We start from the raw sequence: 22,364 nt of genomic DNA, 5'->3' as shown, positions 1-22,364 counted from the left end.
TTTTATCATAGATAGGTTATCGTAAATATTCTAAATTCTAAATAGGTTTGAGGTGGTAATTATGTCAAAAAGAACTTATCAACCAAAAGTTAGAAAAAAGTTTAGAGTACACGGTTTTCTTAGCAGAATGAGTACTAAGGCAGGTAGAAAGGTTATTAAGGCGAGAAGAATGAAAGGTAGACATAAACTTACTGTTAGTGCTTAGTAAAAAAGTTTTACTGAATAGTTCACAGGAAATAATGAAAATATTTAATTCTAAAAGAAGAGAAGGCCTTTTTTTCACCCTTTTTTATCGGCCTTCTCAATATTTTAGGATTTGTGTTATTGTATCTAAGAAGGTTACGAAAAGATCAGTTATGAGAAATTATATGAAAAGATTCGTTAAGGGTTTTTTTATAAAAGAATTTATATATAAAGCTGACAAAAAAGTTTTTTTTGATATGATATTTTTAGTAAAAAGGCCTTTCTCTAAAAAAAACAAAAGTGAGGTTTTAAAAGAATTAGAAGAGTTATGCAAAAGTATGTAGGCTACTTCTTAATTTTTTTAATAAGATTTTATCAAAAATTTATCTCCCCTCTAAAGGGAAGAAGCTGTATATTTTATCCTACTTGTTCTGAGTATGCAATTATTGCTATTTCAAGGTTTGGGCCCTTAAAAGGCAGTTTTTTAGCAACAAAAAGAATATTAAGATGTCATCCTTTTAATCGAGGTGGTTATGATCCGGTTCCAGAAAAAACTATTAGTTCGAGAGGAGAAATGAAATAGTGAATTCCTTTTTTAGCTGGTTTGACACTAACGTTTTTCATCCTATTTTTTATTCTTTATTAAGTTTTTTGCATGATTTTGGTTTGGTTATTATCCTTATTACCCTTTTAATTAGAGCTTTGTTGTGGCCTCTTAATCATATATCTCTTGATCAGATGAAAAAAATGCAAAAACTTCAACCCAAAATTAAAGAACTTCAAGAGAAGTATAAATCTGATCCACAAAGACTTCAAACGGAAATGGTAGCTTTTTATAAAAACAACAAGATAAATCCTTTTGGTGGATGTTTGCCTATGCTTATTCAATTGCCTATCCTTATTGCTTTTTATTATTTTTTACTCAGCCCTGAATTAAAAAGTATTATCGAACAAACGCATTCGGCAGTTAACTTTTTATGGATTAATGATATAACTGAAAAGGACCCATTTTATATTTTGCCTGCTTTACTTATGATAACGACTTATATTCAACAAAAGATTACTACAAATACCGCTGATAGGATGCAAAGGCAGATGCTTTTAATAATGCCGCTTTTTTTGGGCTTTATATCTATTCAATTTCCTGCAGGAATATTAATTTATTGGAACGTTTCTAATATAATTGGTATCATACAATCATTTATAGTAATGAGAAAACATGCATGATGGTTAAAGAAATACTTGTTAGTGCTAAAAGTCAAGAAGAAGCTATTAAAAAAGGTCTTGAACTACTTGGTATTGATGAGGATTTTAAATATGACTATGAAGTTTTAGAACAGCCGAAAAAGGGTTTATTAGGTATAGGCTCAAAAGAGGCGAAGATAATTTTAAGATACACTCCCACCATTGATGAATTGATTTCTAAGGTAATAAAATCTTTAGTAAAAGAAATTCCAAGCAGTAATTTTTCTATAGATTTTAATCTTAATGAGAACACCTTTTATGTAGATGTAAGAGGTGAAAATTTAGGTTGTCTTATAGGTAGACACGGGTTAATTTTAAAGTCTATAGAGTTTTTGCTAAATAGGATAGCAAAAATTAATTTTAATAACTATCAAATTAATCTTGATATCAATAATTATTGGAAAGACAGAACCTCATTTTTATACGAGCTTTCTGACAAGCTTGTAAAAAAATGTATTAAATATAAGAGAAAAGTTGAATTTTTACCACTGCCAGCACATGAAAGAAAAGTAATTCACGTCTATCTTTCAAAACGTAGCGATCTTGCCGTTTATAGCGTTGGCTCAGGTAGAAGTAGACACATAGTAATTGAACCAGTCAATAATGATAAAAGATGATATATTTTTCGATGGTCAGAAATTTAATTTATTGTTTAAAAAATATTTGTCTAATTTTACTAAATATTTAGATGAAATTTCGCTATATTCAGAAAAGCTTTTTTTATACAACAAAAGACACTCCTTAGTTTCGTTTAATTCTGTTGAAGAATTTTTCTTTAAACATGTATATGATTCTTTATTTCCGACTGTATTATGTCCTGATTTTTTCAGTACAAAAGAGTTTCTCGATATTGGAACGGGAGCAGGAATTCCTGGTTTAATTTTGTCAATTTGCTTTCCTGAAAGTTTGTGGATATTATTGGAGCCGAAATATAAAAGAGTTATCTTTCTTGAAGGCGTAATTTTAGAACTTGATATAAAAAATGCTATTGTTTTTCAAGAGAGACTTGAAAATTTAAAAGAAATTCCTGAGAGAGTAATTTCAAGAGCAACCTTTCCTTTGAAAAAAATGTTTTTAACTTTAAAAAAACAACATAATCTTACTGTCGGATTATGGATAGGGAAAACTTTTGATAACTCTATTTTAGAAAAATTTAATTACGAAGTATTTAATTATACCTTGCCAGAAGGGTTCGGGACAAGAAAGTTTTTGCTGGTCAAATTTTGATTTGACAGTTATAGAGTTTCTAAAATATAATAAAACCAAGTGGTGGATGTAGCTCAAAGGCAGAGCACTGCACTGTGGCTGCAGTTGTTGGGGGTTCGAGTCCCCTCATCCACCCCATTTTTTGCGCCCGTAGCTCAGTTGGATAGAGCGACGGACTTCGAATCCGAAGGTCAGGGGTTCAAATCCCTTCGGGCGCGCCAGGGGTCTCCGAGCTATTTTGCCTAAAACGTTCTGTCATGGCAGATAGCCTGAGTTTTAAACTCACGGGGTATGTTTGGAAACGAGCATGCCTTCACATTTTTTGAAAAGGAGGAAAACGTGAAAAGGTTTTTTCTTGCTTTATTTGGCTTTCTTTTTCTTGTTTTAGTGCTTCTATTTATATCCGGTTGTTCTTCTAGTGAAAGTAAAAAGATTAATCTTACTATTTCTGCTGCTGCAAGTCTTACTAATTCTTTAAATAAAATTATCAATAGTTTTGAAGAAGGACATCCAAATATTAAAATTAGCGTTAATTACGGTGCTTCTGGTGTTTTAAGACAACAAATTGAACAAGGTGCGAAGGTGGACCTTTTTTTGCCTGTTTCAGAACAAGATTTACAGACTCTGGAATCAGAAAGTTTTATTGATCCATCTAATTCAGTTGTTTTTGCAAAAAATGTTTTGGTACTTATTGTACCAAAAGGCAATCCACTAAATATAAAAAGTTTAGAAGATCTTAAAAAACCAGATGTAAAAAGAATAGCAATTGGAGCAATTCCTAGTGTTCCTGCAGGAGTTTATGCAAAGGAAAGCCTTGAAAAAGTAGGAATTTTTAATGATTTAAAGCCTAAATTTGTTTATGGCAAGGATGTTGTTCAAGTTTTAGAATACGTAAATACAGGGAATGTAGATGCTGGATTTGTTTATAGAACTGATGCTGCCACTTCAAAGGGAGTAATGATAGCCTATACAGTACCAGATTCCATTCACAAACCTATTTTGTACTATGCTGGCGTTATTAATTCAACGAAATATCCGACTGAAACAAAGGAATTTATGAACTTTCTTTTAAGTAAACAAGCACAAGAAATATTTGAAGAATACGGCTTCTTACCTTTTCATCAAAAATAGCTTTTGGTGAGGCATTATGGATTACGTGCCTATAGTATTATCATTAGAGGCTGCAGGGATGGCATCATTTTTTTTGATTGTTTTTGGTATTTTGGTGGCAAAATTTATGTCAGAAGTAGATTTTTATGGCAAAGATGTAATAGAAGGTTTTTTGATTTTACCCTTAGTGGTTCCCCCTGTTGTAGTAGGTTTTATACTACTGGTTTTATTAGGTAAGTATGGACCTATTGGGATATTTTTAGAAAGATTTTTTAATACCTCTATTATTTTTACTATTTATGCTGCTTCTATTGCATCTTTTTTGGTAGCATTCCCTTTAATGTATAAAAGTGCAAGATCTGCCTTTGAAGGTGTAGATGAAAATCTTAAAGATGCTGCAAAAACCCTTGGTGCGGGCAATTGGAAAATTTTTTTTACTATTACTTTGCCTCTTTCTTTACCTGGGTTAGTGTCAGGCTTTATTCTGGCTTTTGCAAGAGCACTTGGTGAATTCGGAGCTACAATCATGGTGGCAGGTGATATTCCTGGCAAGACTAATACAATACCTATTCAGATATTTTTTGCAACCGAAAACGGAGATATTAAAGGTGCGAGTGTGTATGTTCTGATAATATGTATAATTAATTTATTCTTAATACTTTTATCTAACAAATGGTCAAAAAGTAAACTACTTTATAAATCTGATGGAAACAAATAATGCTAAGCTGTAATATCTTTAAAAAATTGTGTAACTTTGATATTAATTTAAGATTTGATGTATTTAATGAAATATTGGTCTTTTTTGGACCATCTGGATGTGGAAAGACCACAACACTTAAAATTATTGCTGGTTTGAAAAGAATGGATAAGGGATATATTTATTTTAAAGATAAAGTTTTTGATGATACCAATAAAAAGGTTTTTATTGGGCCTCAAGAAAGAAAATTTAGTATGATGTTTCAAGATTATGCTCTCTTTCCTCATATGAGCGTTTTTAGCAACATTATTTATGGAGCAAAAAAACCTAAAGATAGGGAAATTATTAAACAGGCCGAAGAATTAATGGAAAAATTTAAAATAAAGCACTTGAAAAATTCATTCCCTTTAAAAATTTCTGGAGGAGAAAGGCAAAGGGTAGCTCTAGCAAGAGCGTTGATGACTGAACCAAATCTTATTCTTCTGGATGAGCCCCTTTCTGCTTTAGACTATGAAACCAGGGTCAAACTTGGTAATGAGCTTAGATCCTTTCAAAAAGACTTTAAAATTCCTTTTTTGCTTGTAACTCACGATCACGAAGAAGCTGAAAGAATTGGAGATAGAATTTTGTATATTTCTTCTGGGAAAATAATAAAGGAAGCTTCTGTTGAGCATTAATCGATTTGCCTATACTCCTGTTGTAGAAAGAATATCTTCGCTTGTTTCTTCTCTCATAATCCTTCCAATATCTGATCTGGTAATTATACCAACTAATTCATTGCTCGTTTTATCTTTGACTATCGGAACTCTCCCAATACCCTTTGAGACAATTATTTTCATAAAGTCATAAAGTGAATCGTCTGGGGTTAACGTTATTAAATTTTTTGTCATTATATCTCTTGCAAGTACTTTATTTTTGTCAAGATTTCTTGCCTTCCACAAATCTGTTTTGGTTATCATTCCAACTAAAAAACCATTATCAGTAATCGGAATGCCTGTGTAAATATTTTTTGTCATAATTTCTTCAATTTCAGATATCTTTAAATCTGGGCTGGCTGTAAGAGGCTTTTGCATTGCTTCTTTTATCTTAATGTATGTTAGGTAGTGAGATATGCACTCATCTTGGTATGCTGGTGAATCGATCCTTCTTTCTACTTGGGCACTGTATATACTTTGGTGCCCGGAGAAAAAATCGGCAATAAATACAGAAATCATTGAGGGAATAAGTAGATCATATCCGTGGCTCATCTCTGCAACCATAACTATTGTTGATAAAGGAGCTTTTGATACTGCTGCATAAACTGACATCATTCCTACAATAGTAAATGATGTGGTGTCAAGATTATTGTTTGGGATAATATTTGATAAAAGGTTGCTGACAGCAAATCCTGTAAGTCCACCTGAAACAAGAGATGGACCAAATACACCTCCAGGACTATTAAATCCCAAAGTAAAGCCCAACGCAAAAATCATCGCAATAATTCCAACAATTGTAAATTGAGGTGTTATGATGTCGAGTCTTTTCTCTGTAATAAGTTGAATCCAACCATAACCACTACTAATAACAACAGGACTAATAATCCCAATTGAGCCTGTAACAAACCCACCTATTGGTTGGATCATGTATTTTGGTACTGGCAACATATTTGCAAGCCTCTTAGAATAGTAAAATGATTTCATTATAGATTTTGCAACTAACATACAAGCAAAACCAAGTATTATATATTGAAGGAGCGCTAGTATTTTAAAATTTTTGTTTGCGTCTACGTGAATATAAAATAATGGTTCAAACCCAAAGGTAAGTCCTACACAGGTATAGGCAATTATCGCTGCAATAAAGCAACTTAGCATGGATTGTATTTCGAAGTCCTTTTTATAAAAGACTTCTGCCCCCACTATTGCTCCAGCTAGGGGTGCTCTAAATACAGCACCAAGTCCAGCCCCCAAGCCTGCCGCAAGAGCTATTCTTCTTTCTCTCTCGCTTAAATTTAATTTCTGTGCTATAAAAGACCCTAACCCTGCACCAATTAGAGACATTGGTCCCTCTCTTCCGGATGTTCCCCCAGCGCCTATAGTTATAGTTGAGGCTATAAGCTTTATAAATGTTGTTTTTATATCAATTATTGCTTTTTCGAAGTGATAAGCTTTTATTGCTGCATTAGTTCCAGCTCCACTTGCTTCAGGGGCAAATTTGTATATTAATAATCCAGATATTAGACCTCCAAGCCCAACGCTTATCGGGAATAAGTAAGGTCTTGCTATAATAATATGATATAAGTCAGGATTGCCGCCTTCTCCTGTAACTGCTGGAGGATAATAACCAACTAGTAGTCTTAGAAAAACAAAAGATGTATAATGAAGAGCGAGTAAGAATATTACAGCAAAAATCCCTACTACGATTCCTATTAATACTGGGACATAGAGATATCTTCTTGCTTCTTTTGTTCTTACTTTGTCTACAAATGGTAGGTTATTAAGATTCTGAAGAAGAATAGTTAAGTTGTTTTCAAAATTTTTGCCTATCAATTCTCCTCCAAATTTTATTTGTTCTTTTCAAGTATTATACTAAGATTTACGATATTCAATATATAAGAATTTTATTTTATTTTATAAAAAAAACCTTTTTAAATTCATTTTAATTTTAAAATTTTCATCTCTTTTCTCTCAACTCTTTTTCACATAAGAATTAAATAAATATGTAATGTTTCTCAAGAAACAATTTAATTAATTATGCTATTTATTAGCTTTTTAATATTTTCTTTGCTTTTTTCAAGGTTGTTAGGATCAATTTGCTTAACTAAGGCACTTCCTATAATTACTGCATCAGTTGGCAGCCTTTCAAATTGCTCTTTTGAACTGACGCCAAATCCAGCGGCTACAAAGTTTGAACTAATTTTTTTTACTCGCTCTAAATACTTATATGTATCTTTACTGTAATTGGATCTTGCACCTGTAATGCCAAAAACTGTAACTGCATATATAAATGCATTTGTATACTTTGAGATAATTCTTATATCCTCTTCTCTTATATTTGGTGTTGCAAAAGGAATATAAGAGATATTAAATTTTTCAAGATGGGGCCTTAGCCTATGAGATTCTCTAAAGGGTAAATCTGGCACTATTACTGCATCTGCAAAGGTAGAAATCCTTTTTGCGAAATTTTCTTCACCCTTATTATATATAAGATTGTAATAAAGCATTGGAATAATTGAAATTTTGTATTCATCTTTTAACTCTTCTGACAATAGATAAACGTCTTCGCTCTTTATTCTATTTTTAATAGCATAAGAATAACTGTTTGTAATAGTAGGGCCGTCCGCAACTGGATCTGAAAAAGGAATTCCAATTTCAATTGCTTTTATCCCACACTCTACTAACACTTTAACAAACTGTTTAGTGGCATTTAGTGATGGATAACCAGCAGGCAAAAAAGGAATCAAAGTTTTCTTTTCTTTTAAAATTTCTTTAATTTTGCTCATTTTTTGCCTCCAGACTATTCATAATTGTTTGCATATCTTTATCTCCTCTGCCCGATAGACTTATAATAATTGTGCTACCCTTTCCTAATTCCTTTACCTTCTTTATGGCTAAAGCTACAGCGTGTGCGCTCTCAAGAGCACAAATTATTCCCTCTTCTTTTGCAAGAATTTCAAGAGCTTCCAGAGCTTCATCATCGGTTATTCCTTCATATATAGCTCTTTTTGATTCTTTCAGATATGAGTGCTCTGGACCAACTCCCGGGTAATCTAGTCCAGGAGCAATAGAATGAGCTTCTTCTACTTGTCCGTCAGAATTCTGTAAGAGATAACTAAGAGAACCGTGTAACACTCCTGGTCTACCTGCTGAGAGGGTGGCTGAATGTAGACCTGTTTCTATCCCTTTGCCCGCAGCTTCTGCGCCAAAAATTTTAACGCTTTCATCTTGGATAAAAGCTTTGAATAGACCTATAGAATTGCTGCCTCCACCTACACAGGCAAAGATTGCGTCTGGGAGAGTTCCTGTACTTTTGAAAATTTGAGATCTTGCCTCTTCACCGATTACTCTTTGAAAATCTCTTACTATTGTCGGAAAAGGATGAGGACCAGCGGCTGATCCAATCATATAGTGTGTGGTGTTGATGTTTGTTACCCAATCTCTTAAGGCCTCGTTCATTGCATCCTTTAGAGTTTTTGATCCGCTCTCAACTTTGTTTACCCTTGCGCCAAGAAGTTGCATTCTGAATACGTTTAACTTCTGTCTTTCATAGTCAATAGAGCCCATATATATTTCACAGGGTATCTTCAAAAATGCACAAACTGTAGCTGTGGCCACACCGTGTTGACCTGCTCCAGTTTCTGCAATAATTCTTTTTTTGTTTAACCCCTTAGCAATCAAGCCCTGCCCAAGACAATTATTGAGTTTATGAGCGCCCGTGTGAAGTAAATCTTCTCTTTTTAGATATGTATTTATTTCAAATCTTTTGGAAAAATTAGGGGCATATGTTAGTGGGGTAGGCCTTCCTGCATATTCTGTTAATAAGTTGTTAAATTCTCTAAAGAAATCTCTATCTCCTCTTATTTTGTTGTAATAATTTTCTAGTTCATCTAGCGCGTATATAAGAGTTTCAGGAACAAAAGCACCTCCAAATTTGCCAAAATTTCCATTTAAGGTTTTATTCAACTTTTTGACCTCCAAAAAAATTTTGTTTTTTAAGCACATTAAAGAAATTGTTTAAAAGAATAGGGTCCTTTTTATTTTCTCTTTCAACACCGGATGCTAGATCAATTCCACAAAACTTGGGGTTTGAGATCTTTTGTATTGTTTCTATGACGTTTTCGCTACTGAGTCCACCAGCGATAAAGAACAAAACATTTAAGTTGTAACTCTTCAAGGCATCAGTGTTTAGATTTTTAACCCCTTTTACTTTGTCAAACAAAAAATAATCAGGCTTATATTCTGAAAGATTTTCAGGAAGACTACTTTCTATTCTAAATGCCTTTATTGCTAAAAATTTGTTTTCTTTGATAATTTCTATATCATTTGGGTCTTCTTCTCCGTGAAGTTGAATTCCGAATAGGTTACAAATCTTTGCAATTTCTAATACTTCTTCTATGGGATTGTTTTGAAAGACGCCTATAAACTTTTTATTATTTAAGCTATTGACTATTTTTTTGGCCGTTGCTATATTTATTTTTCTAGGGCTATCGCAAAATATTAAACCTAGATAATCTGGATAAAACGAACTTGATATAATTGCATCATCGAGACTTTTAATACCACAGATTTTAACAAGCATTTTGAACGTTACTATTTTTTAAAAAATTTTTAAGCTTTAGATCACCGGGTTTATTGGCTAGTTTTACCATTGCTTCTCCTATAAGAACTCCTGAAATACCGCAGTTAAAAAGTTTATCAATTTCTTCTGAGGACTTTATTCCTGATTCTGAAACTATTTTGATTTCACCGGGTATATTTTTTGATAGCCTAAAAGTATTGTTGATATCGACTTCAAAAGTTTTTAGGTTTCTGTTATTAATTCCAATTATTTTTGGTTTTAATTCTAAAACCACATTTAACTCTTCTTCGTCGTGAATTTCTATTAAGGAATCAAGGCCAAGATTGTTAGCAAAAGCATATAAAGACTTTAATCTTTTTGGTTTTAGAATAGAAGCTATAAGTAGTACACAATCAGCACCTAGCAAAAAAGCCTCTTCTATTTGATCTTCTAAAAGAATGAAATTTTTGTATAGGATAGGCAGGTTGCAAAATGCTTTTATGTAAGAGATGTATAATGGATCTCCATTAAAATCCCTTTTGTTTGTTAAAACTGAAATGGCTTTGCAGCCAATCTTTTCGTAGATATCAATAAAATTTCTAATTTCTTTTTTAGGATTTTTAATAAAGATTCCCTTTACGGGTGAGGCCGGCTTGAATTCTCCTATAATGCTTATTGGTTTTAAGGCGTCAGAAAAGGAAACAATAGGGTATATTCTTCCGTATTTTTTAAACACATTTAAAAATTCTCTTCTTTGATTAAACTCTTCTGTCTCTCTTTTTGAAATTTCTTCCAAGATATTCATAGCGCATTTGTATAAGTTTTAAGAGTTTCAAATTTTGACAGAGCTAATTTTGAGTCAATTGAATCCTTTGCCATCATAATTGCTTCTTTGAAATCTGAGGTGTAGTCTGAGGCCATTATTGCTATAGCAGCATTTAAGACTACTATATCCTTGTCAAAACTTTTTTCTCCTCTTAGAACTCTCATTATTTTTCTTGCACTTTCTTCAGAGTTTTCTACTACAAATTCTGATGATGGAACTTTTTGAAAGTTGTATTGTTCAGGATCTAAAAAGAATTCTCTTGACTCGTTTCCCTTAATTTCTATTACATAATTAGGACCTTCAAGTGATAGCTCATCCATTCCTCCTGCACCGTGGACTAGATAAATATGTCTTGGATTAAGATTTTTTATTACCTCAGCTAGTGTTGGCATTATTGATTTGTCAAATACTCCTATTACTTGATTGTCTACTCCTGCTGGATTGGTAAGGGGTCCTAAAATATTGAAGAATGTCCTAATGCCTAGTTCTCTTCTTGTTAAAGCTACATTTTTCATTGAAGGATGAAGCAATGGAGCGAACAAAAAGGCTATTCCTATATGATTGAGACAGTCTTCAATTGCTTGAGAGCTAAGATTTATATTGAAGCCTAATCTTTCTAAAACGTCTGCAGAACCAGAAGAGCTGGAGACGCTCCTGTTGCCATGCTTTGCTACGGGAATTCCTGCTCCTGCAACTACAAAAGCACTCGCAGTAGAAATATTGAAGGTTTTGAGGCCATCGCCTCCAGTTCCACAAGTATCGACAACAATTGGATGTCTGGTTTTGATTTTTTTTGCGTGTTCTCTCATTGATTTTACAAATCCAGTTAACTCTTCTGGAGTTTCTCTTTTCATCCTAAGTCCAACAAGAATTGCACCAATTTGACTTTGTGTAAATCTTGCATCCATTATATTGTCCATAAGATCTTTTGCCTCTTCTTCTGAAAGATGCTTGTTGTTTAAAATCTTGTTTAAAATACTCTTTACCACCTCTATCTCTCTCCTCTCATCTTTATTCATTAATTGTTTTTATGCTTTTAAATTTAGAAAATTTTTGAGAATTTTTTGACCAACTGTGGTCATAATTGATTCTGGGTGAAACTGAAGCCCATAAATAGGCAACTCTTTGTGCTTTAGTGCCATTATAATGTTATCATCAGAACTTTTTGCGATTATTGCAAGTTCTTTTGGAAAGCTTTTTTCATCTAAGCACAGCGAATGATATCTCATTGCTTGAAATGGTTTTTTTAAACCTGAAAAAATAGGATCGCTTACAAAATTAATCATGCTGGTTTTTCCGTGCATTAGGTTGTTTGCTTTAATAACTTTAGCCCCAGAAAGGTATCCAATCAGTTGGTGACCAAGACAAACTCCTAAAAGTGGTTTTTTTGTTTTAACTGCATATTCAAATGCCCTTGAAGAAAGATTGCAATCCTTTGGATGTCCTGGTCCGGGTGATATTACCAATCTGTCTGGATTGAATTCAAGAATTTTTTCAAATGGTTCATTGTCTCTTAATATTAGCATATCTTTTTTTGTTCTTCTAATCTTTGCAAATCCTTGAACCAGATTGTATGTAAAGGAATCAAAGTTATCAACAATCAAAAGTTTCTCTCTCATAGTTTGTTTCCCCTGTTAACAATAGATAAAAGAGCCTTTGCTTTGTGAATTGTTTCGAGATATTCACTAGATGGGTCCGAGTCTGCTACTATACCTGCACCTGCTTGTAAATAAATTTTATTGTCTTTAAAAAATGCTGTTCTTATTGCTATACAAGTATCAAAATTTGAACTTATATCAAAATATCCAACTGCTCCAGCATATGGTCCTCTTCTTTCAGTTTCTATGGAATCTATTATTTCTATTGCTCTAATTTTTGGAGCGCCAGATACAGTTCCTGCTGGGAATGAAGCAAAAAATGCTTCTAAAGGGTTTACACTTTTGTCTAAAATTCCTGTAACTTCGCTAACGATATGCATCACGTGGGAGTAGTTTTCAACCTTCATAAAATCCTCAACTTTTACAGATGATGGAACGCATACTCTGCCAAGGTCGTTTCTTGCTAGGTCTACTAACATAACGTGTTCTGCACATTCCTTGGGATCAGATAAGAGTTCTTTCGCAAGCCTTTTGTCTTCAAGAGGGTCCTTTCCTCTTTTTCTAGTTCCTGCTATAGGTCTTGAAAAGAGCTTTCCATCTCTTAATGTAAGAAAGGTTTCTGGAGATGAACCGGATATTACTATATCGTTTAATTTTATGTGAAATAAATATGGAGATGGATTTAATCTTCTTAAGTTTCTATAAAATTCATAGGGATCACCAAAAAAATTAGAAGAGAGCCTTTGAGAAAGAACCGTTTGAAAGGTATCGCCATTTCTTATATATTCTTTAACCTTTTTAACTGCATTTTCAAAGTCTATTCTTTTTATGTGATTTATTATGCTGTTATTATCTTTAACTTCGTCATATATAAGATTCTGATTAGATAGGAGGTTTTTGCTTGTTGAATTTAGATTATTTGTTGACTGAATAAATTTTTCTCCCTCGTTAATAAAAAATTCTGCCCTCTTTTCGTCTGACTTATAAAGAGCATGACTCATAAGGTAGATAGTATCGGTAAAGTGATCAAATGCAATTATTAAGCCAGGAAAAAAGAGCATTGCATCAGGGAATATCGCAGGTTTATCAAATCTTAAAGATTTTTCGTAAAATCTTACACATTCATAGCCAATATAGCCTACTATCCCAGAACTAAAAGGGCATATTGTGTCAACTTTAGGTAGCTTTCTAAAAATATTTTTTAAAACGTCTATAAAAGAATCCGTAGTATTGGTGTTTCTGATTCCAATATTTTCAAGGTCCATATCTGCTATAATTCTTGTGGATTTTGTATCCGTAGAAATTATGAATCTTGGAAAAGTCCCTAAAAATGAATATCTTGAGAGCTTGTTGAAAGTTTTACTCTCCAGCAAGAAAGAGTAAGGCAGATTCTTTAACTTTTCATACAAACTTATTGGAGTTTGCGAATCGGCACAATAGGACCTAACGAGTAGTTTTGACATACATCTCTCTTCTCCTCTCTTCTAAATTGCCTCGTCTAAGCTAAATAACTTTAATTAATTAGCTTTCTTTATGATAGCAAAAAATTGTATTGTGTCAATAAGCGAGTTGAGGTAATTTTTTATTTTTTCAATTTACGAAAATTAATAATGTTTATTTATAATTTAAAATAAATTCTATTAAATATATGGAGGTGAAAAGTGAAGATCGAAAGGGTAGTGGTTGCTCTTGATTTTTCAGAACAATCTTCAAAGCTTTTTAATGCTGTTAACGATTTTAAAAGATTTGGTATTCGTGAAATTCATCTTGTTCACGTTGTAAGCCCGGATGCCCTTGAAGTGAATAAAGAGATTGTTAAAATTGCTTCTGATCACTTTAGCTTATATATAAAAAACTATCTTTCAGAAGGAGTTAACGTTTTTTTAGAAATTCTTATTGGAAATGTTGTAGAACAGATTAGAGATTATTGTGAAGAAATAAATGCAAATTTATTTTTTGCTTCAGAGCATGGAGAGGGATTTTTTAAGGATATATTTGTCGGAAGCAATTTGTTTAATTTTATAAGAACTATAAAAAGACCCATTTATGTGGAGAGGTTTTATAAAACTGATAACGGTTTCATATTGCCAAAAAATAGGTTTAACAAAGTACTATTCCCCACTGACTTTTCCAAAAATTCAATGAAAGCCTTTGAATTTTTAAAAGGGATATCTTCAGCTATAAAAGAGACTCTTTTGCTTCATGTTCTAAAGCCATCTGATCCAGAGCTTATGATAAAAGAGGCTTCCACAGCAAATGAAGCTATAGAAAGACTTACCTTAGAACTGGTAAAAAATAATATAAATGCTAGATATCTAGTTTTAGAGGGCAATCCTTCTAAACTGATTGAGTCTATTATTGAAAAAGAAAACATTTCTATGATTGTTATGAGTACAAGAGGGTTAGGCTTTTTTGAAGGGCTTCTTTTAGGGAGCGTAGCTGAGCATCTATTGCTTCACACAAGGGTTCCTATATTGTTTGATTAATATCATTTTTTGTTTTATTATAAAAATGTTTCTTGAGAAACATTTTGGAGGTTGATTATGAAACTAGGTGAGATTTATAAGTTGGCTATTAATATGGGCATTGAAGCCGATCCTAGGGGAAAAGAAGAAGTTTTTAGATATCTTGAAAAGGTAAAAAAGGATTATGAAGAATTAAGCGAAAAGAAAAAGGCAAGGTTTGACAAAGAGCTTTTAGAAAATCCATACTCTGACAGCCGAATCCTCAACGGGAAAGAAGATCAGATAATAAAGGGCATTCTTGTTGGAATTGATATGGAAGTTCCTGAAATTGTTTTAGCTGATAGACTAAGAGAAAAAGGAGAAAGAATAGACCTAATACTTGCTCATCATCCTGAAGGTAAATCTTTGCCAGGTTTGGAGGGAGTTATGCACATACAAGAAGACATACTTTTTTCACAAGGCATACCAATAAACCTGGCTGAAAATCTTATGGGAAACAGAATTGCTGAAGTTTCTCGTTCTGTTCATCCGGCTAATCATAATAGAGCTGTAGATGCAGCAAAACTTTTGGGTTTTGCCTTTATGAACATTCATACACCAGCTGATAACATTGTTACAAAATTTCTAACTGAACTTTTTGCGGAAAAGAAGCCTGAAACTGTTGGCGAAATTGTAGACATCTTGCTTGAGATTCCAGAATATCAAGATGCTCAAGCACATAATTTTGGGCCAAAAATAGTAAATGGTTCAGAGAAAAGTCGTTGTGGAAAGATTTGGGTAGATATGACTGGTGGAACTTCAGGAAGCAAAAATGCTTATGAAAAGTTATCAATTGCTGGTATTGGAACTATAGTTGGCATGCACATGAAAGAAGATCATCTTGAAGAGGCAAAAAAGTTTGGCATAAACGTTGTTATTGCGGGTCATATGCCATCAGATTCAATCGGAATGAACTTTATACTAGATGAGATAGAAAAAAAGGGCATTAATATTATTCCTACATCTGGACTTTGCAGAGTGAAGCGTTGAAAAGGATTATAGTATTTGCAAATCAAAAGGGTGGAGTAGGAAAGACTACATGTGCGATAAATTTAGCTGCTTCCTATGCTGAAATAAACAAAAACACCCTTATAATAGACCTAGATCCTCAAGGCAATGCCACTACGGGTTTGGGGATTGATAAAAGAAGTTTATCATCTTCAACATATGAACTTTTGGTTACAAAGGAATTTGTTGAACCAATTGATACGGACATTGAGAATCTTAAGATAATTTGTTCACACCCAGATCTTGCTGGAGCAGAAATTGAACTGGTAGATGATACTGATAGGAACTTAAAATTGAGAAAAAAATTAGAAAATTACAGCAATTTTGACGTAATAATTATTGATACACCGCCATCTTTGGGCATATTGACCATTAACGGGCTTGCTGCAGCAAGGGATTTAATTATCACAATGCAGGCTGAATTTTATGCCCTGGAAGGTCTTAGCATGATAATTAATACTTATGAGAGAATTAAATCCAGACTTAATCCTGAATTAAATTTGTTAGGTATTATAGTTAATATGTTTATGCAAAGGTTAGTTGTTTCAAATGAAGTGCTAAACGATTTAAGATTACACTTTAAAAATAAAGTTTTTAAAACGATTATTCCAAGAAGTGTGAGAGTAGTAGAATCGCAAAGTTTTGGCAAACCAATGATAACTTTTGACCCCAGGTCAGTAGTTAGCAATGCTTTTAGAGAACTTTTACAGGAGATAGAAAAAAATGTCTAAAAGAGGTATGGGTAGAGGTCTTGATGCCCTGTTGGGAGACGATAAATCTGATAAAATTTTAAAACTTATTTCGCTTGAAAAGATACTTCCAAATCCATATCAGCCAAGAAAAGGTTTTGATGAAGAGAGTATTTTGAAACTATCTGAATCAATAAAAGAACACGGAGTGCTTCAGCCAATAGTAGTAAGAGAAAAGGGACAACTCTATGAGCTAATATCTGGCGAAAGAAGGGTTAAGGCCTGTGAAAGGATAGGGATCTCAGAGATACCTGCAATAGTTAAAGAAGTAACCGATGAGCAAATGGCTATACTTGCTTTAGTTGAAAACTTGCAAAGAGAAAATCTTTCTGCAATTGACGAAGCTCGGGCATATGTTGAACTTCAAGATAAGTTTTCTATGACTCATGAAGAGATAGCGAATTCAGTTGGGAAATCAAGATCATATGTTACCAATACAATTAGACTTCTTCAACTGCCTGATGAAGTAATAAAATATATAGAGAACAATACTTTAAGTCCTGCTCACGGAAGGGTGCTGCTTTCGTTGAAGGATGAGATAGAAATATTAAACTTTGCAAGAAGAATTGTTAAGGATGGCATACCGGTAAAAGTTGCCGAAGAGTTAAAACTAGAATTTATTTCAAATAAAGATAGCATTAAGGGTTTATCTAAAAGCATTAAAAGCAAGTCTAGGCCTTTAAAAAGCCAAAAAGAGGTGAAACAAGATGAAGAGCTTAAGTTTATTGAAATTGAAATCTCAAAAAAACTTAAAACTCCAGTTCATATATCATTCTCCGGTAATGTTGGACGTTTTGTCATCGAGTTTTACTCGAAGGAGGAGCTCGACAGTCTTGTCGAAAAGATTTTTAGTATTTATGGGCTCGAGGATTAACTTGTAATAATTTTAAAATTTAATTTCTTAAGGAGGAAAAATATTTGGAAAGAACTTTAGTATTAATTAAGCCTGACGCCGTAAAGAGGCAGCTTACAAGCAAGATACTTTCAAGATTTGAGGATAAGGGATTAAAGATAGTTGGTCTTAAACTTATGCAGCTTTCTAAAGAAAAGGCGATGGAACACTACGCAGAGCATAAGAAAAAGCCATTTTTTGACAACCTTGTTTCTTTTATTACTTCTGGTCCAATAGTAGCTATAGTGTTAGAAGGAAAAGATGCGGTTACTGTGGTAAGAACTATGATGGGAACAACAAATCCTCGAGATGCTGCTCCAGGCACAATAAGAGGAGATTTTGCGATGGATTTGGGCAGAAATGTGATACACGGTTCTGACTCAGTATATTCAGCTGAGAGAGAAATCAAGATCTTCTTCGAAGAGGATGAAGTGTTAGACTATGAAAGGGTAATTGATAAAGACATATATGAAAATTTAGAATGACATATGGAGTTTTTAAAGGTTCTTGAAAACAAACTCTTTGATCTAAGGTCGAACTTTAACTTTAGATCTATAAGATCTATTTCAAATGGCGCCGAAAAATATATAACTATAGATGGCAAAAAACTTCTTAATCTTGCGTCTAATAACTATTTGGGCTTAACAAATAACAAAGTAATAAAAAATATGTCAATTGAAGGGATAAAAAGGTTTGGTACAGGGGCCTCTTCTTCAAGGCTTATCACAGGTAACAACATTTTATATGATGAACTTGAAAGAGAGATCTCTGATTTTAAAAATAAACAAAACTCTTTAGTGTTAAACAGCGGATATTGCGCAAATCTTGCGGCTTTATCCATCGCAAAGAATTGTGACATCTTTATGGATAGACTTTGCCATGCAAGCTTGATAGATGGTGCTATTCTTATAGGAGCAAGGTTTCACAGGTTTAAACATAATGATTTAGATCACCTGGAGAAAATGCTAAAGAGTTCAAATAATCAGAAAGTAATTGTTACAGAAAGCGTATTTAGTATGGACGGAGACAAATGTGATTTAGTTAATTTGGTTAAGCTTTCAAAAGAATACGATGCTTTCCTGATTTTAGATGAAGCACATGCTACTGGAATATTTGGGAATGGAAGAGGTTTGGCACATGAATATTCTTTGGAGAATGACGTTCATCTTAATGTAGGAACCTTTTCAAAGGCGCTTGGAAGTTTAGGTGGATACTTATCTGGGGATAAAGTTACTATAGAATATCTTATTAATTTTGCAAGATCTCTCATATATACTACTGCTCTCCCCCCATCTGTTATAGCTGCCAATCTTGCGGCATTAAAATTTATCAGAGAAAACCCATCTTGTGGGGCAGTGCTTCTTCAGATATCTGATGATGTTAGAAATTATTTAAAATCTTTGGGTTTTGAAACACTAAACTCGTCTTCCCAAATTATTCCTATAGTTTTGGGCGATAGCGAGAAGACTTTGAGAGCCCAAGAAATGTTGTTTGATATGGGCTTGTTTGTAGCAGCGATAAGAGAGCCAACTGTACCAACAAATTTTGCAAGACTTAGAATTTCTCTCAGATCCGATCTAAACTTAGATGAAGTTAAACTTATAAAGCAAGCATTTACTTCACTGGCAGGCAAAATTTGATATTTTTATCTGGTTGGAGCGGTTTTAGCGAAATATATCCTGAAATATCTAAAAGGTCTAAATTCATTGTTCCTTTTCAAGATTATAATTTTTTGGATTGGTACTTAGATGAGATAAAGCGCGAAGAGGATATGATTGTAGGGTGGTCTTTGGGAGCGAACTTAATCTTAAGAGATATTGATAAATTAAATGCAAAAAAAATAATTCTCATAGCGCCCTTTTTGAATTTTACTGATTACGTTAATGAAAGAATTGTAAATCTTATGATTCGAGCTTTTGAAGAAAATAAAAAAAGGTGTATTAGCGACTTTTGGACTAGAATAGGCATTAAAATGGATATAAAAACAAAAATAAGCAGTTCTCTTAAAGATGGTTTAATATTTCTTAAAGAGAGAAACAGTTTTAAAGAATACCCCCATAAGAAAAATATATGTTAACGGACAGTGATATTGTCACCCCTTAAGAAGACAGTAATAATGTCACTATGATGGGAGAGATATTTTTGAGTGTTAAGGAATCACGCAGAGTTTTTGTAATTGAACAAGCAATTGAAGGCAATATCACTAATAGACAGGCAGCTGAAGTTTTAGGCTTAAGTAAACGTCAAATTATTCGTTTGAAGGAGAGGGTGAAAACAGAAGGCGTTACTGGTCTGGTTCACAAAAATAGAGGCAGAGAATCAAAACAGAGAATACCTAAAGAAACTAGAGAAAGGATTGTTAAATTAGCTCAGGATAGTCTTCACAATGCCAGTTGTCAGCAAATAGCTGAAATACTTGAAGAGTTTTATAACATAGATGTTTCATCCAAGACAGTAAATCGTATCTTAAAGAAAAATAATATTCCATTAAGTCATACGCACAGGTCATCTAAGCTTAAGAGGTCACGTAAACGTTTACCTCAGGAAGGTCTACTTTCTCAAATAGACGCCAGTCCTTTTGAATGGCTTGAAGATAGAGGACCAATGCTTTCTTTGCACGGTTCTATTGATGATGCTACTAGTAAGGTTCAGGGATTACATTTTGAACTTCATGAATGTCTTTTTGGTTACTTAAAACTTATTCAACAAGTAGCACAGAACTTTGGAATACCTAAAAGCATATACAGTGATCGTCATACCATTTTCTTTTCACCTAAAGAGGATAAGTTATCAATTTCAGAAGAATTATCTGGGCAAACTGTTCCCTTAACTCAGTTTGGCAGAGCTATTTCAGAATTAGGGATTAGACATATACCCGCTCGTTCTCCACAGGCCAAAGGACGTATTGAACGTCTTTGGGGCACATTACAAAAGAGACTAACAATTGAACTGCGTATGGCAGGTATATCTACTATTGAAGCAGCAAATGAATTTCTACCAGACTTTATTAAAAGGTTTAATCAAAGGTTCGCTGTTGTTCCAGATAACCCCAAGTTAACTTATAGCCCTTGCCCTTCATTAGACAAACTAGAAGAGATTCTGTCATGGCATCAAGAACGCAAGGCATCTCACGGCTCTTATATATCTTACCTGGGTCATATCTATCAATTAGTAGATTCTAATGGCAAGGTAATACCTTTAACTCCTAAAAGTACAGTAAAAGTTCTAACTCATCTAGATGGATCATTCAGCGCATTATACGCTGATAAATATTACTTACTACAAGAATTACTCATACCACCTAAAGAAAAAGTAAAGAATGGCTCTAAAAACACTTCAACCAAAAAACCTTATATACCTGCTGCAGACCACCCCTGGCGTCATATGGTTATCAACAAGTTTAAAAGACCTAATTCAAATTCTAATTCAAGTTCTAATTCAAATTCAAATAGCAATGACAATTCATCATTATTTGATAAAAGAGGGGTGACAAAATCAGTGTCTCATTAATTTACTTTTGTAGTGACAAAATCAGTGTCCCTTGACACCCATAAGAAAAATATATTGACTATAGCTTTAACAAATGATAAAATCTTGCCCCTTAAGGCCTTTATGGACGTTCACAAAAAGATTTCTGGAGGACTTATTAAGATATATTCAAATCACTACGTTGAAGAGAAAATTTTAGAAAAGATTATTTTTGAAAATATATGATCCAGAAAATGCAATCTATAAAAAATTTTACCAAGAATTCATTTGATAGAGCTATTCTTTATGAAAGCCATACTCCTATACAAAAGGAGATAGCACATTTAATCTCGCTAAATATTGGATCAGAATATTTTGAGAGCGTTTTAGAAGTTGGCGCTGGAACAGGACATTTGACTCAATGTGTAACTATTGGCTTCAATAATTACACATGTATTGATATTTCAGATAAAGCCTTAAATAGACTGAAAAGCAAACTTAAGAATCGAAATGGCTTTGATTTTATAACTGATGATGTAGAAAATTACGACTTCTCTGGGAAACAATTTGACTTGATTTTATCTTCTTCCTCTATACAGTGGCTTCTTTACCCTGAAAAAACTTTGAAAAAGTTTATATATCTTTTGAAAGATATGGGTCAGATACATTTTGGAGTTTTTATTGAACCCACTTTTAAAGAAATGCAACTAACAAGCATTTTTTCTGGTTTTGGTTCTACATTGAAACTTAAAGATGAAAGGTTTTACCTAGATATTTTCAAAGATTTAAATTTGATTTATAAATACGTTTGCACCAAAAAGCTATACTTTCAAAATCCGATTGAATTTCTAAGATTTCATAAGGCTTCTGGTGCAAGATTTACAAATTTTAATTCACTTTGCCCTAAAGAAAAATTTAAAAAATTTTGTGATTTTTATGAAAAAAATTTTAAGACTAAAGATAGAATATACACAACTTACAGTTATCTTATTGCTGGTTTTTATAAATGATCAGAATTGTTTAACGAAAACTTTTCTATCATTTTTACAGTTTCTAAGTCGATTTTTGTACCTCTTGTTTTTAATTTTTCAATTAGATTTTTGTTATCTAAATAGCTTCTGTGTTGATCAAACTTAAATTTAGCGCTGATAAAAGAAACTTTTAGCTTAAATAACAATACATTTTCTATGACCTTTAAGTATTTTATATCTTCTATAGTAATAGGGTCAAAGCGTCCTTCGGGCTGATACTTTTTCATTAAGAGATTTAGATACTCACATTTTTTGAGACTATTTTCTATTTCATTTATTTCGCCCTCTAAATAAATTGAGGCATATAATTGACCTGCAAAGCATGCTTTTTTTTCATTTTTAAAATAAGACGGCAAAAAAGAATAGGGTTTTACTGCTAAAAAACAACCTAGTGGATTTTTCCTTATGATATCAACCTTTTTCCCTTTTGTTGCACTATGAAAGAAAATATTATTTTCAGAATAAAGGAAGCTTAAAGCTACTGAATACGGCTTATTGTTCAAATCAACTAAAGACAAAACCCCATATTCTATTTTATTTAATAAATTGTGTATTTCTACAGAGTCTGAGATTAAAAATTCCTTTCTTCTCATC

28 protein-coding genes and 2 tRNA genes are annotated in these 22,364 nt (G+C 33.0%); 21 read left to right on the top strand and 9 right to left on the bottom strand.

Features of this window, described 5'->3' with window-relative positions; all coding sequences use genetic code 11:
- Positions 1–61 precede the first annotated feature (61 nt).
- The 11 genes from rpmH (at position 62) to THENA_RS09395 (ending at position 5,118) form a co-directional block, all read left to right on the top strand.
- Positions 62–205 (top strand): 50S ribosomal protein L34, encoded by a 144-nt coding sequence (rpmH, locus tag THENA_RS09445; RefSeq protein ID WP_013757180.1) that lies wholly within the window; start codon positions 62–64, stop codon positions 203–205.
- A 34-nt stretch (positions 206–239) separates the two neighbouring features.
- Positions 240–527, top strand: a complete 288-nt coding sequence (rnpA, locus tag THENA_RS10280; protein WP_013757179.1) for a ribonuclease P protein component — start codon at positions 240–242, stop codon at positions 525–527.
- Positions 512–766, top strand: a complete 255-nt coding sequence (yidD, locus tag THENA_RS09435; RefSeq protein ID WP_013757178.1) for a membrane protein insertion efficiency factor YidD — start codon at positions 512–514, stop codon at positions 764–766. Before rnpA ends, yidD begins: the two co-directional genes overlap by 16 nt.
- Positions 766–1,410, top strand: coding sequence for a YidC/Oxa1 family membrane protein insertase (locus THENA_RS09430; RefSeq protein ID WP_013757177.1), 645 nt, complete (start codon positions 766–768; stop codon positions 1,408–1,410). The genes yidD and THENA_RS09430 overlap by 1 nt, the downstream gene beginning before the upstream one ends.
- Positions 1,407–2,045 carry an RNA-binding cell elongation regulator Jag/EloR gene (gene jag, locus THENA_RS09425; protein ID WP_041438069.1) on the top strand — a complete coding sequence of 213 codons (639 nt, stop codon included), beginning with the start codon at positions 1,407–1,409 and terminating at the stop codon, positions 2,043–2,045. Before THENA_RS09430 ends, jag begins: the two co-directional genes overlap by 4 nt.
- Complete coding sequence (locus tag THENA_RS09760; protein ID WP_013757175.1) at positions 2,032–2,655, top strand: 16S rRNA (guanine(527)-N(7))-methyltransferase RsmG; 624 nt, start codon at positions 2,032–2,034, stop codon at positions 2,653–2,655. The genes jag and THENA_RS09760 overlap by 14 nt, the downstream gene beginning before the upstream one ends.
- 42 nt (positions 2,656–2,697) lie before the next feature.
- Positions 2,698–2,772 (top strand) — tRNA-His (locus tag THENA_RS09415).
- A gap of 6 nt (positions 2,773–2,778) precedes the next feature.
- Positions 2,779–2,855, top strand: a tRNA-Arg gene (locus THENA_RS09410).
- A gap of 118 nt (positions 2,856–2,973) precedes the next feature.
- On the top strand, positions 2,974–3,765 hold the full coding sequence (gene modA / locus THENA_RS09405) for a molybdate ABC transporter substrate-binding protein (RefSeq protein WP_013757174.1): 792 nt from the start codon (positions 2,974–2,976) through the stop codon (positions 3,763–3,765).
- A gap of 16 nt (positions 3,766–3,781) precedes the next feature.
- Entirely contained in the window at positions 3,782–4,462 is a 681-nt protein-coding gene (gene modB, locus THENA_RS09400; protein ID WP_013757173.1) for a molybdate ABC transporter permease subunit, read from the top strand.
- A complete protein-coding gene (locus THENA_RS09395; protein WP_013757172.1) occupies positions 4,462–5,118 on the top strand; it encodes an ATP-binding cassette domain-containing protein in 657 nt (218 codons plus the stop codon). The genes modB and THENA_RS09395 overlap by 1 nt, the downstream gene beginning before the upstream one ends.
- 9 nt (positions 5,119–5,127) lie before the next feature.
- Here the strand turns inward: THENA_RS09395 and THENA_RS09390 are convergent, their stop codons facing one another.
- The 8 genes from THENA_RS09390 to trpE all read right to left on the bottom strand — a co-directional run bounded on the left by THENA_RS09390 (position 5,128) and on the right by trpE (position 13,581).
- The gene (locus THENA_RS09390; RefSeq protein WP_013757171.1) at positions 5,128–6,966 is read right to left on the bottom strand and encodes a chloride channel protein; all 1,839 of its coding nucleotides are present in this window, start codon (positions 6,964–6,966) and stop codon (positions 5,128–5,130) included.
- Between the two features lie 194 nt (positions 6,967–7,160).
- The gene (gene trpA, locus THENA_RS09385) at positions 7,161–7,919 is read right to left on the bottom strand and encodes a tryptophan synthase subunit alpha (RefSeq protein ID WP_013757170.1); all 759 of its coding nucleotides are present in this window, start codon (positions 7,917–7,919) and stop codon (positions 7,161–7,163) included.
- On the bottom strand, positions 7,906–9,138 hold the full coding sequence (gene trpB / locus THENA_RS09380) for a tryptophan synthase subunit beta (RefSeq protein ID WP_052296083.1): 1,233 nt from the start codon (positions 9,136–9,138) through the stop codon (positions 7,906–7,908). Before trpB ends, trpA begins: the two co-directional genes overlap by 14 nt.
- Positions 9,092–9,715, bottom strand: a complete 624-nt coding sequence (locus THENA_RS09375; RefSeq protein ID WP_013757168.1) for a phosphoribosylanthranilate isomerase — start codon at positions 9,713–9,715, stop codon at positions 9,092–9,094. Before THENA_RS09375 ends, trpB begins: the two co-directional genes overlap by 47 nt.
- Entirely contained in the window at positions 9,705–10,499 is a 795-nt protein-coding gene (locus THENA_RS09370) for an indole-3-glycerol phosphate synthase TrpC (protein ID WP_013757167.1), read from the bottom strand. The genes THENA_RS09375 and THENA_RS09370 overlap by 11 nt, the downstream gene beginning before the upstream one ends.
- The gene (gene trpD, locus THENA_RS09365) at positions 10,496–11,539 is read right to left on the bottom strand and encodes an anthranilate phosphoribosyltransferase (protein WP_218914881.1); all 1,044 of its coding nucleotides are present in this window, start codon (positions 11,537–11,539) and stop codon (positions 10,496–10,498) included. Before trpD ends, THENA_RS09370 begins: the two co-directional genes overlap by 4 nt.
- 9 nt (positions 11,540–11,548) lie before the next feature.
- Positions 11,549–12,139: an anthranilate synthase component II gene (locus THENA_RS09360; protein ID WP_013757165.1), complete on the bottom strand. Its 591-nt coding sequence runs from the start codon at positions 12,137–12,139 to the stop codon at positions 11,549–11,551.
- Positions 12,136–13,581, bottom strand: a complete 1,446-nt coding sequence (gene trpE / locus THENA_RS09355) for an anthranilate synthase component I (RefSeq protein ID WP_013757164.1) — start codon at positions 13,579–13,581, stop codon at positions 12,136–12,138. The genes THENA_RS09360 and trpE overlap by 4 nt, the downstream gene beginning before the upstream one ends.
- A gap of 198 nt (positions 13,582–13,779) precedes the next feature.
- On the opposite strand from trpE, the gene THENA_RS09350 reads away from it, so the two are divergent.
- The 10 genes from THENA_RS09350 to THENA_RS09305 are packed head-to-tail and all read left to right on the top strand — an operon-like array spanning position 13,780 to position 21,749.
- Positions 13,780–14,604: a universal stress protein gene (locus THENA_RS09350; RefSeq protein ID WP_013757163.1), complete on the top strand. Its 825-nt coding sequence runs from the start codon at positions 13,780–13,782 to the stop codon at positions 14,602–14,604.
- Positions 14,605–14,661: 57 nt separating this feature from the next.
- The gene (locus THENA_RS09345) at positions 14,662–15,612 is read left to right on the top strand and encodes a hypothetical protein (RefSeq protein ID WP_013757162.1); all 951 of its coding nucleotides are present in this window, start codon (positions 14,662–14,664) and stop codon (positions 15,610–15,612) included.
- The gene (locus THENA_RS09340) at positions 15,609–16,361 is read left to right on the top strand and encodes a ParA family protein (RefSeq protein ID WP_013757161.1); all 753 of its coding nucleotides are present in this window, start codon (positions 15,609–15,611) and stop codon (positions 16,359–16,361) included. The genes THENA_RS09345 and THENA_RS09340 overlap by 4 nt, the downstream gene beginning before the upstream one ends.
- Positions 16,354–17,253: a ParB/RepB/Spo0J family partition protein gene (locus THENA_RS09335; protein WP_013757160.1), complete on the top strand. Its 900-nt coding sequence runs from the start codon at positions 16,354–16,356 to the stop codon at positions 17,251–17,253. The genes THENA_RS09340 and THENA_RS09335 overlap by 8 nt, the downstream gene beginning before the upstream one ends.
- Before the next feature lie 44 nt (positions 17,254–17,297).
- Positions 17,298–17,756 (top strand): nucleoside-diphosphate kinase, encoded by a 459-nt coding sequence (ndk, locus tag THENA_RS09330; protein ID WP_013757159.1) that lies wholly within the window; start codon positions 17,298–17,300, stop codon positions 17,754–17,756.
- Positions 17,757–17,759: 3 nt separating this feature from the next.
- Complete coding sequence (locus tag THENA_RS09325; protein WP_013757158.1) at positions 17,760–18,911, top strand: aminotransferase class I/II-fold pyridoxal phosphate-dependent enzyme; 1,152 nt, start codon at positions 17,760–17,762, stop codon at positions 18,909–18,911.
- Entirely contained in the window at positions 18,908–19,348 is a 441-nt protein-coding gene (locus THENA_RS09320) for a hypothetical protein (RefSeq protein WP_013757157.1), read from the top strand. Before THENA_RS09325 ends, THENA_RS09320 begins: the two co-directional genes overlap by 4 nt.
- Positions 19,349–19,395: 47 nt before the next feature.
- Positions 19,396–20,781: an ISNCY family transposase gene (locus THENA_RS09315; RefSeq protein ID WP_245523246.1), complete on the top strand. Its 1,386-nt coding sequence runs from the start codon at positions 19,396–19,398 to the stop codon at positions 20,779–20,781.
- 54 nt (positions 20,782–20,835) lie between these two features.
- Positions 20,836–20,985, top strand: coding sequence for a hypothetical protein (locus THENA_RS09310; RefSeq protein ID WP_169309434.1), 150 nt, complete (start codon positions 20,836–20,838; stop codon positions 20,983–20,985).
- Positions 20,982–21,749 carry a methyltransferase domain-containing protein gene (locus THENA_RS09305; RefSeq protein WP_013757154.1) on the top strand — a complete coding sequence of 256 codons (768 nt, stop codon included), beginning with the start codon at positions 20,982–20,984 and terminating at the stop codon, positions 21,747–21,749. Before THENA_RS09310 ends, THENA_RS09305 begins: the two co-directional genes overlap by 4 nt.
- Here THENA_RS09305 and THENA_RS09300 read toward each other — a convergent pair.
- Entirely contained in the window at positions 21,740–22,363 is a 624-nt protein-coding gene (locus tag THENA_RS09300) for a pyridoxamine 5'-phosphate oxidase family protein (RefSeq protein ID WP_013757153.1), read from the bottom strand. The two genes, THENA_RS09305 and THENA_RS09300, sit on opposite strands and share 10 nt — an antisense overlap.
- Position 22,364: the final 1 nt, after the last annotated feature.

The organism is Thermodesulfobium narugense DSM 14796 (assembly GCF_000212395.1).
Taxonomy (GTDB): domain Bacteria; phylum Thermodesulfobiota; class Thermodesulfobiia; order Thermodesulfobiales; family Thermodesulfobiaceae; genus Thermodesulfobium; species Thermodesulfobium narugense.
Note: the sequence above shows the minus strand (reverse complement) of the source record. Positions and strands in the feature narration are given on the sequence as shown.

What these genes read in the sequence shown, in the direction of transcription:
- THENA_RS09360 (WP_013757165.1), bottom strand. Translation starts at nt 12,139, where the DNA reads ATGAGAGAGAAACTTTTGATTGTTGATAACTTTGATTCCTTTACATAC.
- trpB (WP_052296083.1), bottom strand. Translation starts at nt 9,138, where the DNA reads ATGTGCTTAAAAAACAAAATTTTTTTGGAGGTCAAAAAGTTGAATAAA.
- THENA_RS09325 (WP_013757158.1), top strand. Translation starts at nt 17,760, where the DNA reads ATGGAGTTTTTAAAGGTTCTTGAAAACAAACTCTTTGATCTAAGGTCG.
- THENA_RS09345 (WP_013757162.1), top strand. Translation starts at nt 14,662, where the DNA reads ATGAAACTAGGTGAGATTTATAAGTTGGCTATTAATATGGGCATTGAA.
- trpA (WP_013757170.1), bottom strand. Translation starts at nt 7,919, where the DNA reads ATGAGCAAAATTAAAGAAATTTTAAAAGAAAAGAAAACTTTGATTCCT.
- modB (WP_013757173.1), top strand. Translation starts at nt 3,782, where the DNA reads ATGGATTACGTGCCTATAGTATTATCATTAGAGGCTGCAGGGATGGCA.
- jag (WP_041438069.1), top strand. Translation starts at nt 1,407, where the DNA reads ATGATGGTTAAAGAAATACTTGTTAGTGCTAAAAGTCAAGAAGAAGCT.
- THENA_RS09375 (WP_013757168.1), bottom strand. Translation starts at nt 9,715, where the DNA reads ATGCTTGTTAAAATCTGTGGTATTAAAAGTCTCGATGATGCAATTATA.
- THENA_RS09315 (WP_245523246.1), top strand. Translation starts at nt 19,396, where the DNA reads ATGATGGGAGAGATATTTTTGAGTGTTAAGGAATCACGCAGAGTTTTT.
- yidD (WP_013757178.1), top strand. Translation starts at nt 512, where the DNA reads ATGCAAAAGTATGTAGGCTACTTCTTAATTTTTTTAATAAGATTTTAT.
- THENA_RS09335 (WP_013757160.1), top strand. Translation starts at nt 16,354, where the DNA reads ATGTCTAAAAGAGGTATGGGTAGAGGTCTTGATGCCCTGTTGGGAGAC.
- THENA_RS09305 (WP_013757154.1), top strand. Translation starts at nt 20,982, where the DNA reads ATGATCCAGAAAATGCAATCTATAAAAAATTTTACCAAGAATTCATTT.
- rnpA (WP_013757179.1), top strand. Translation starts at nt 240, where the DNA reads ATGAAAATATTTAATTCTAAAAGAAGAGAAGGCCTTTTTTTCACCCTT.
- rpmH (WP_013757180.1), top strand. Translation starts at nt 62, where the DNA reads ATGTCAAAAAGAACTTATCAACCAAAAGTTAGAAAAAAGTTTAGAGTA.
- trpE (WP_013757164.1), bottom strand. Translation starts at nt 13,581, where the DNA reads ATGTCAAAACTACTCGTTAGGTCCTATTGTGCCGATTCGCAAACTCCA.
- THENA_RS09300 (WP_013757153.1), bottom strand. Translation starts at nt 22,363, where the DNA reads ATGAGAAGAAAGGAATTTTTAATCTCAGACTCTGTAGAAATACACAAT.
- THENA_RS09370 (WP_013757167.1), bottom strand. Translation starts at nt 10,499, where the DNA reads ATGAATATCTTGGAAGAAATTTCAAAAAGAGAGACAGAAGAGTTTAAT.
- THENA_RS09760 (WP_013757175.1), top strand. Translation starts at nt 2,032, where the DNA reads ATGATAAAAGATGATATATTTTTCGATGGTCAGAAATTTAATTTATTG.
- THENA_RS09395 (WP_013757172.1), top strand. Translation starts at nt 4,462, where the DNA reads ATGCTAAGCTGTAATATCTTTAAAAAATTGTGTAACTTTGATATTAAT.
- trpD (WP_218914881.1), bottom strand. Translation starts at nt 11,539, where the DNA reads ATGAATAAAGATGAGAGGAGAGAGATAGAGGTGGTAAAGAGTATTTTA.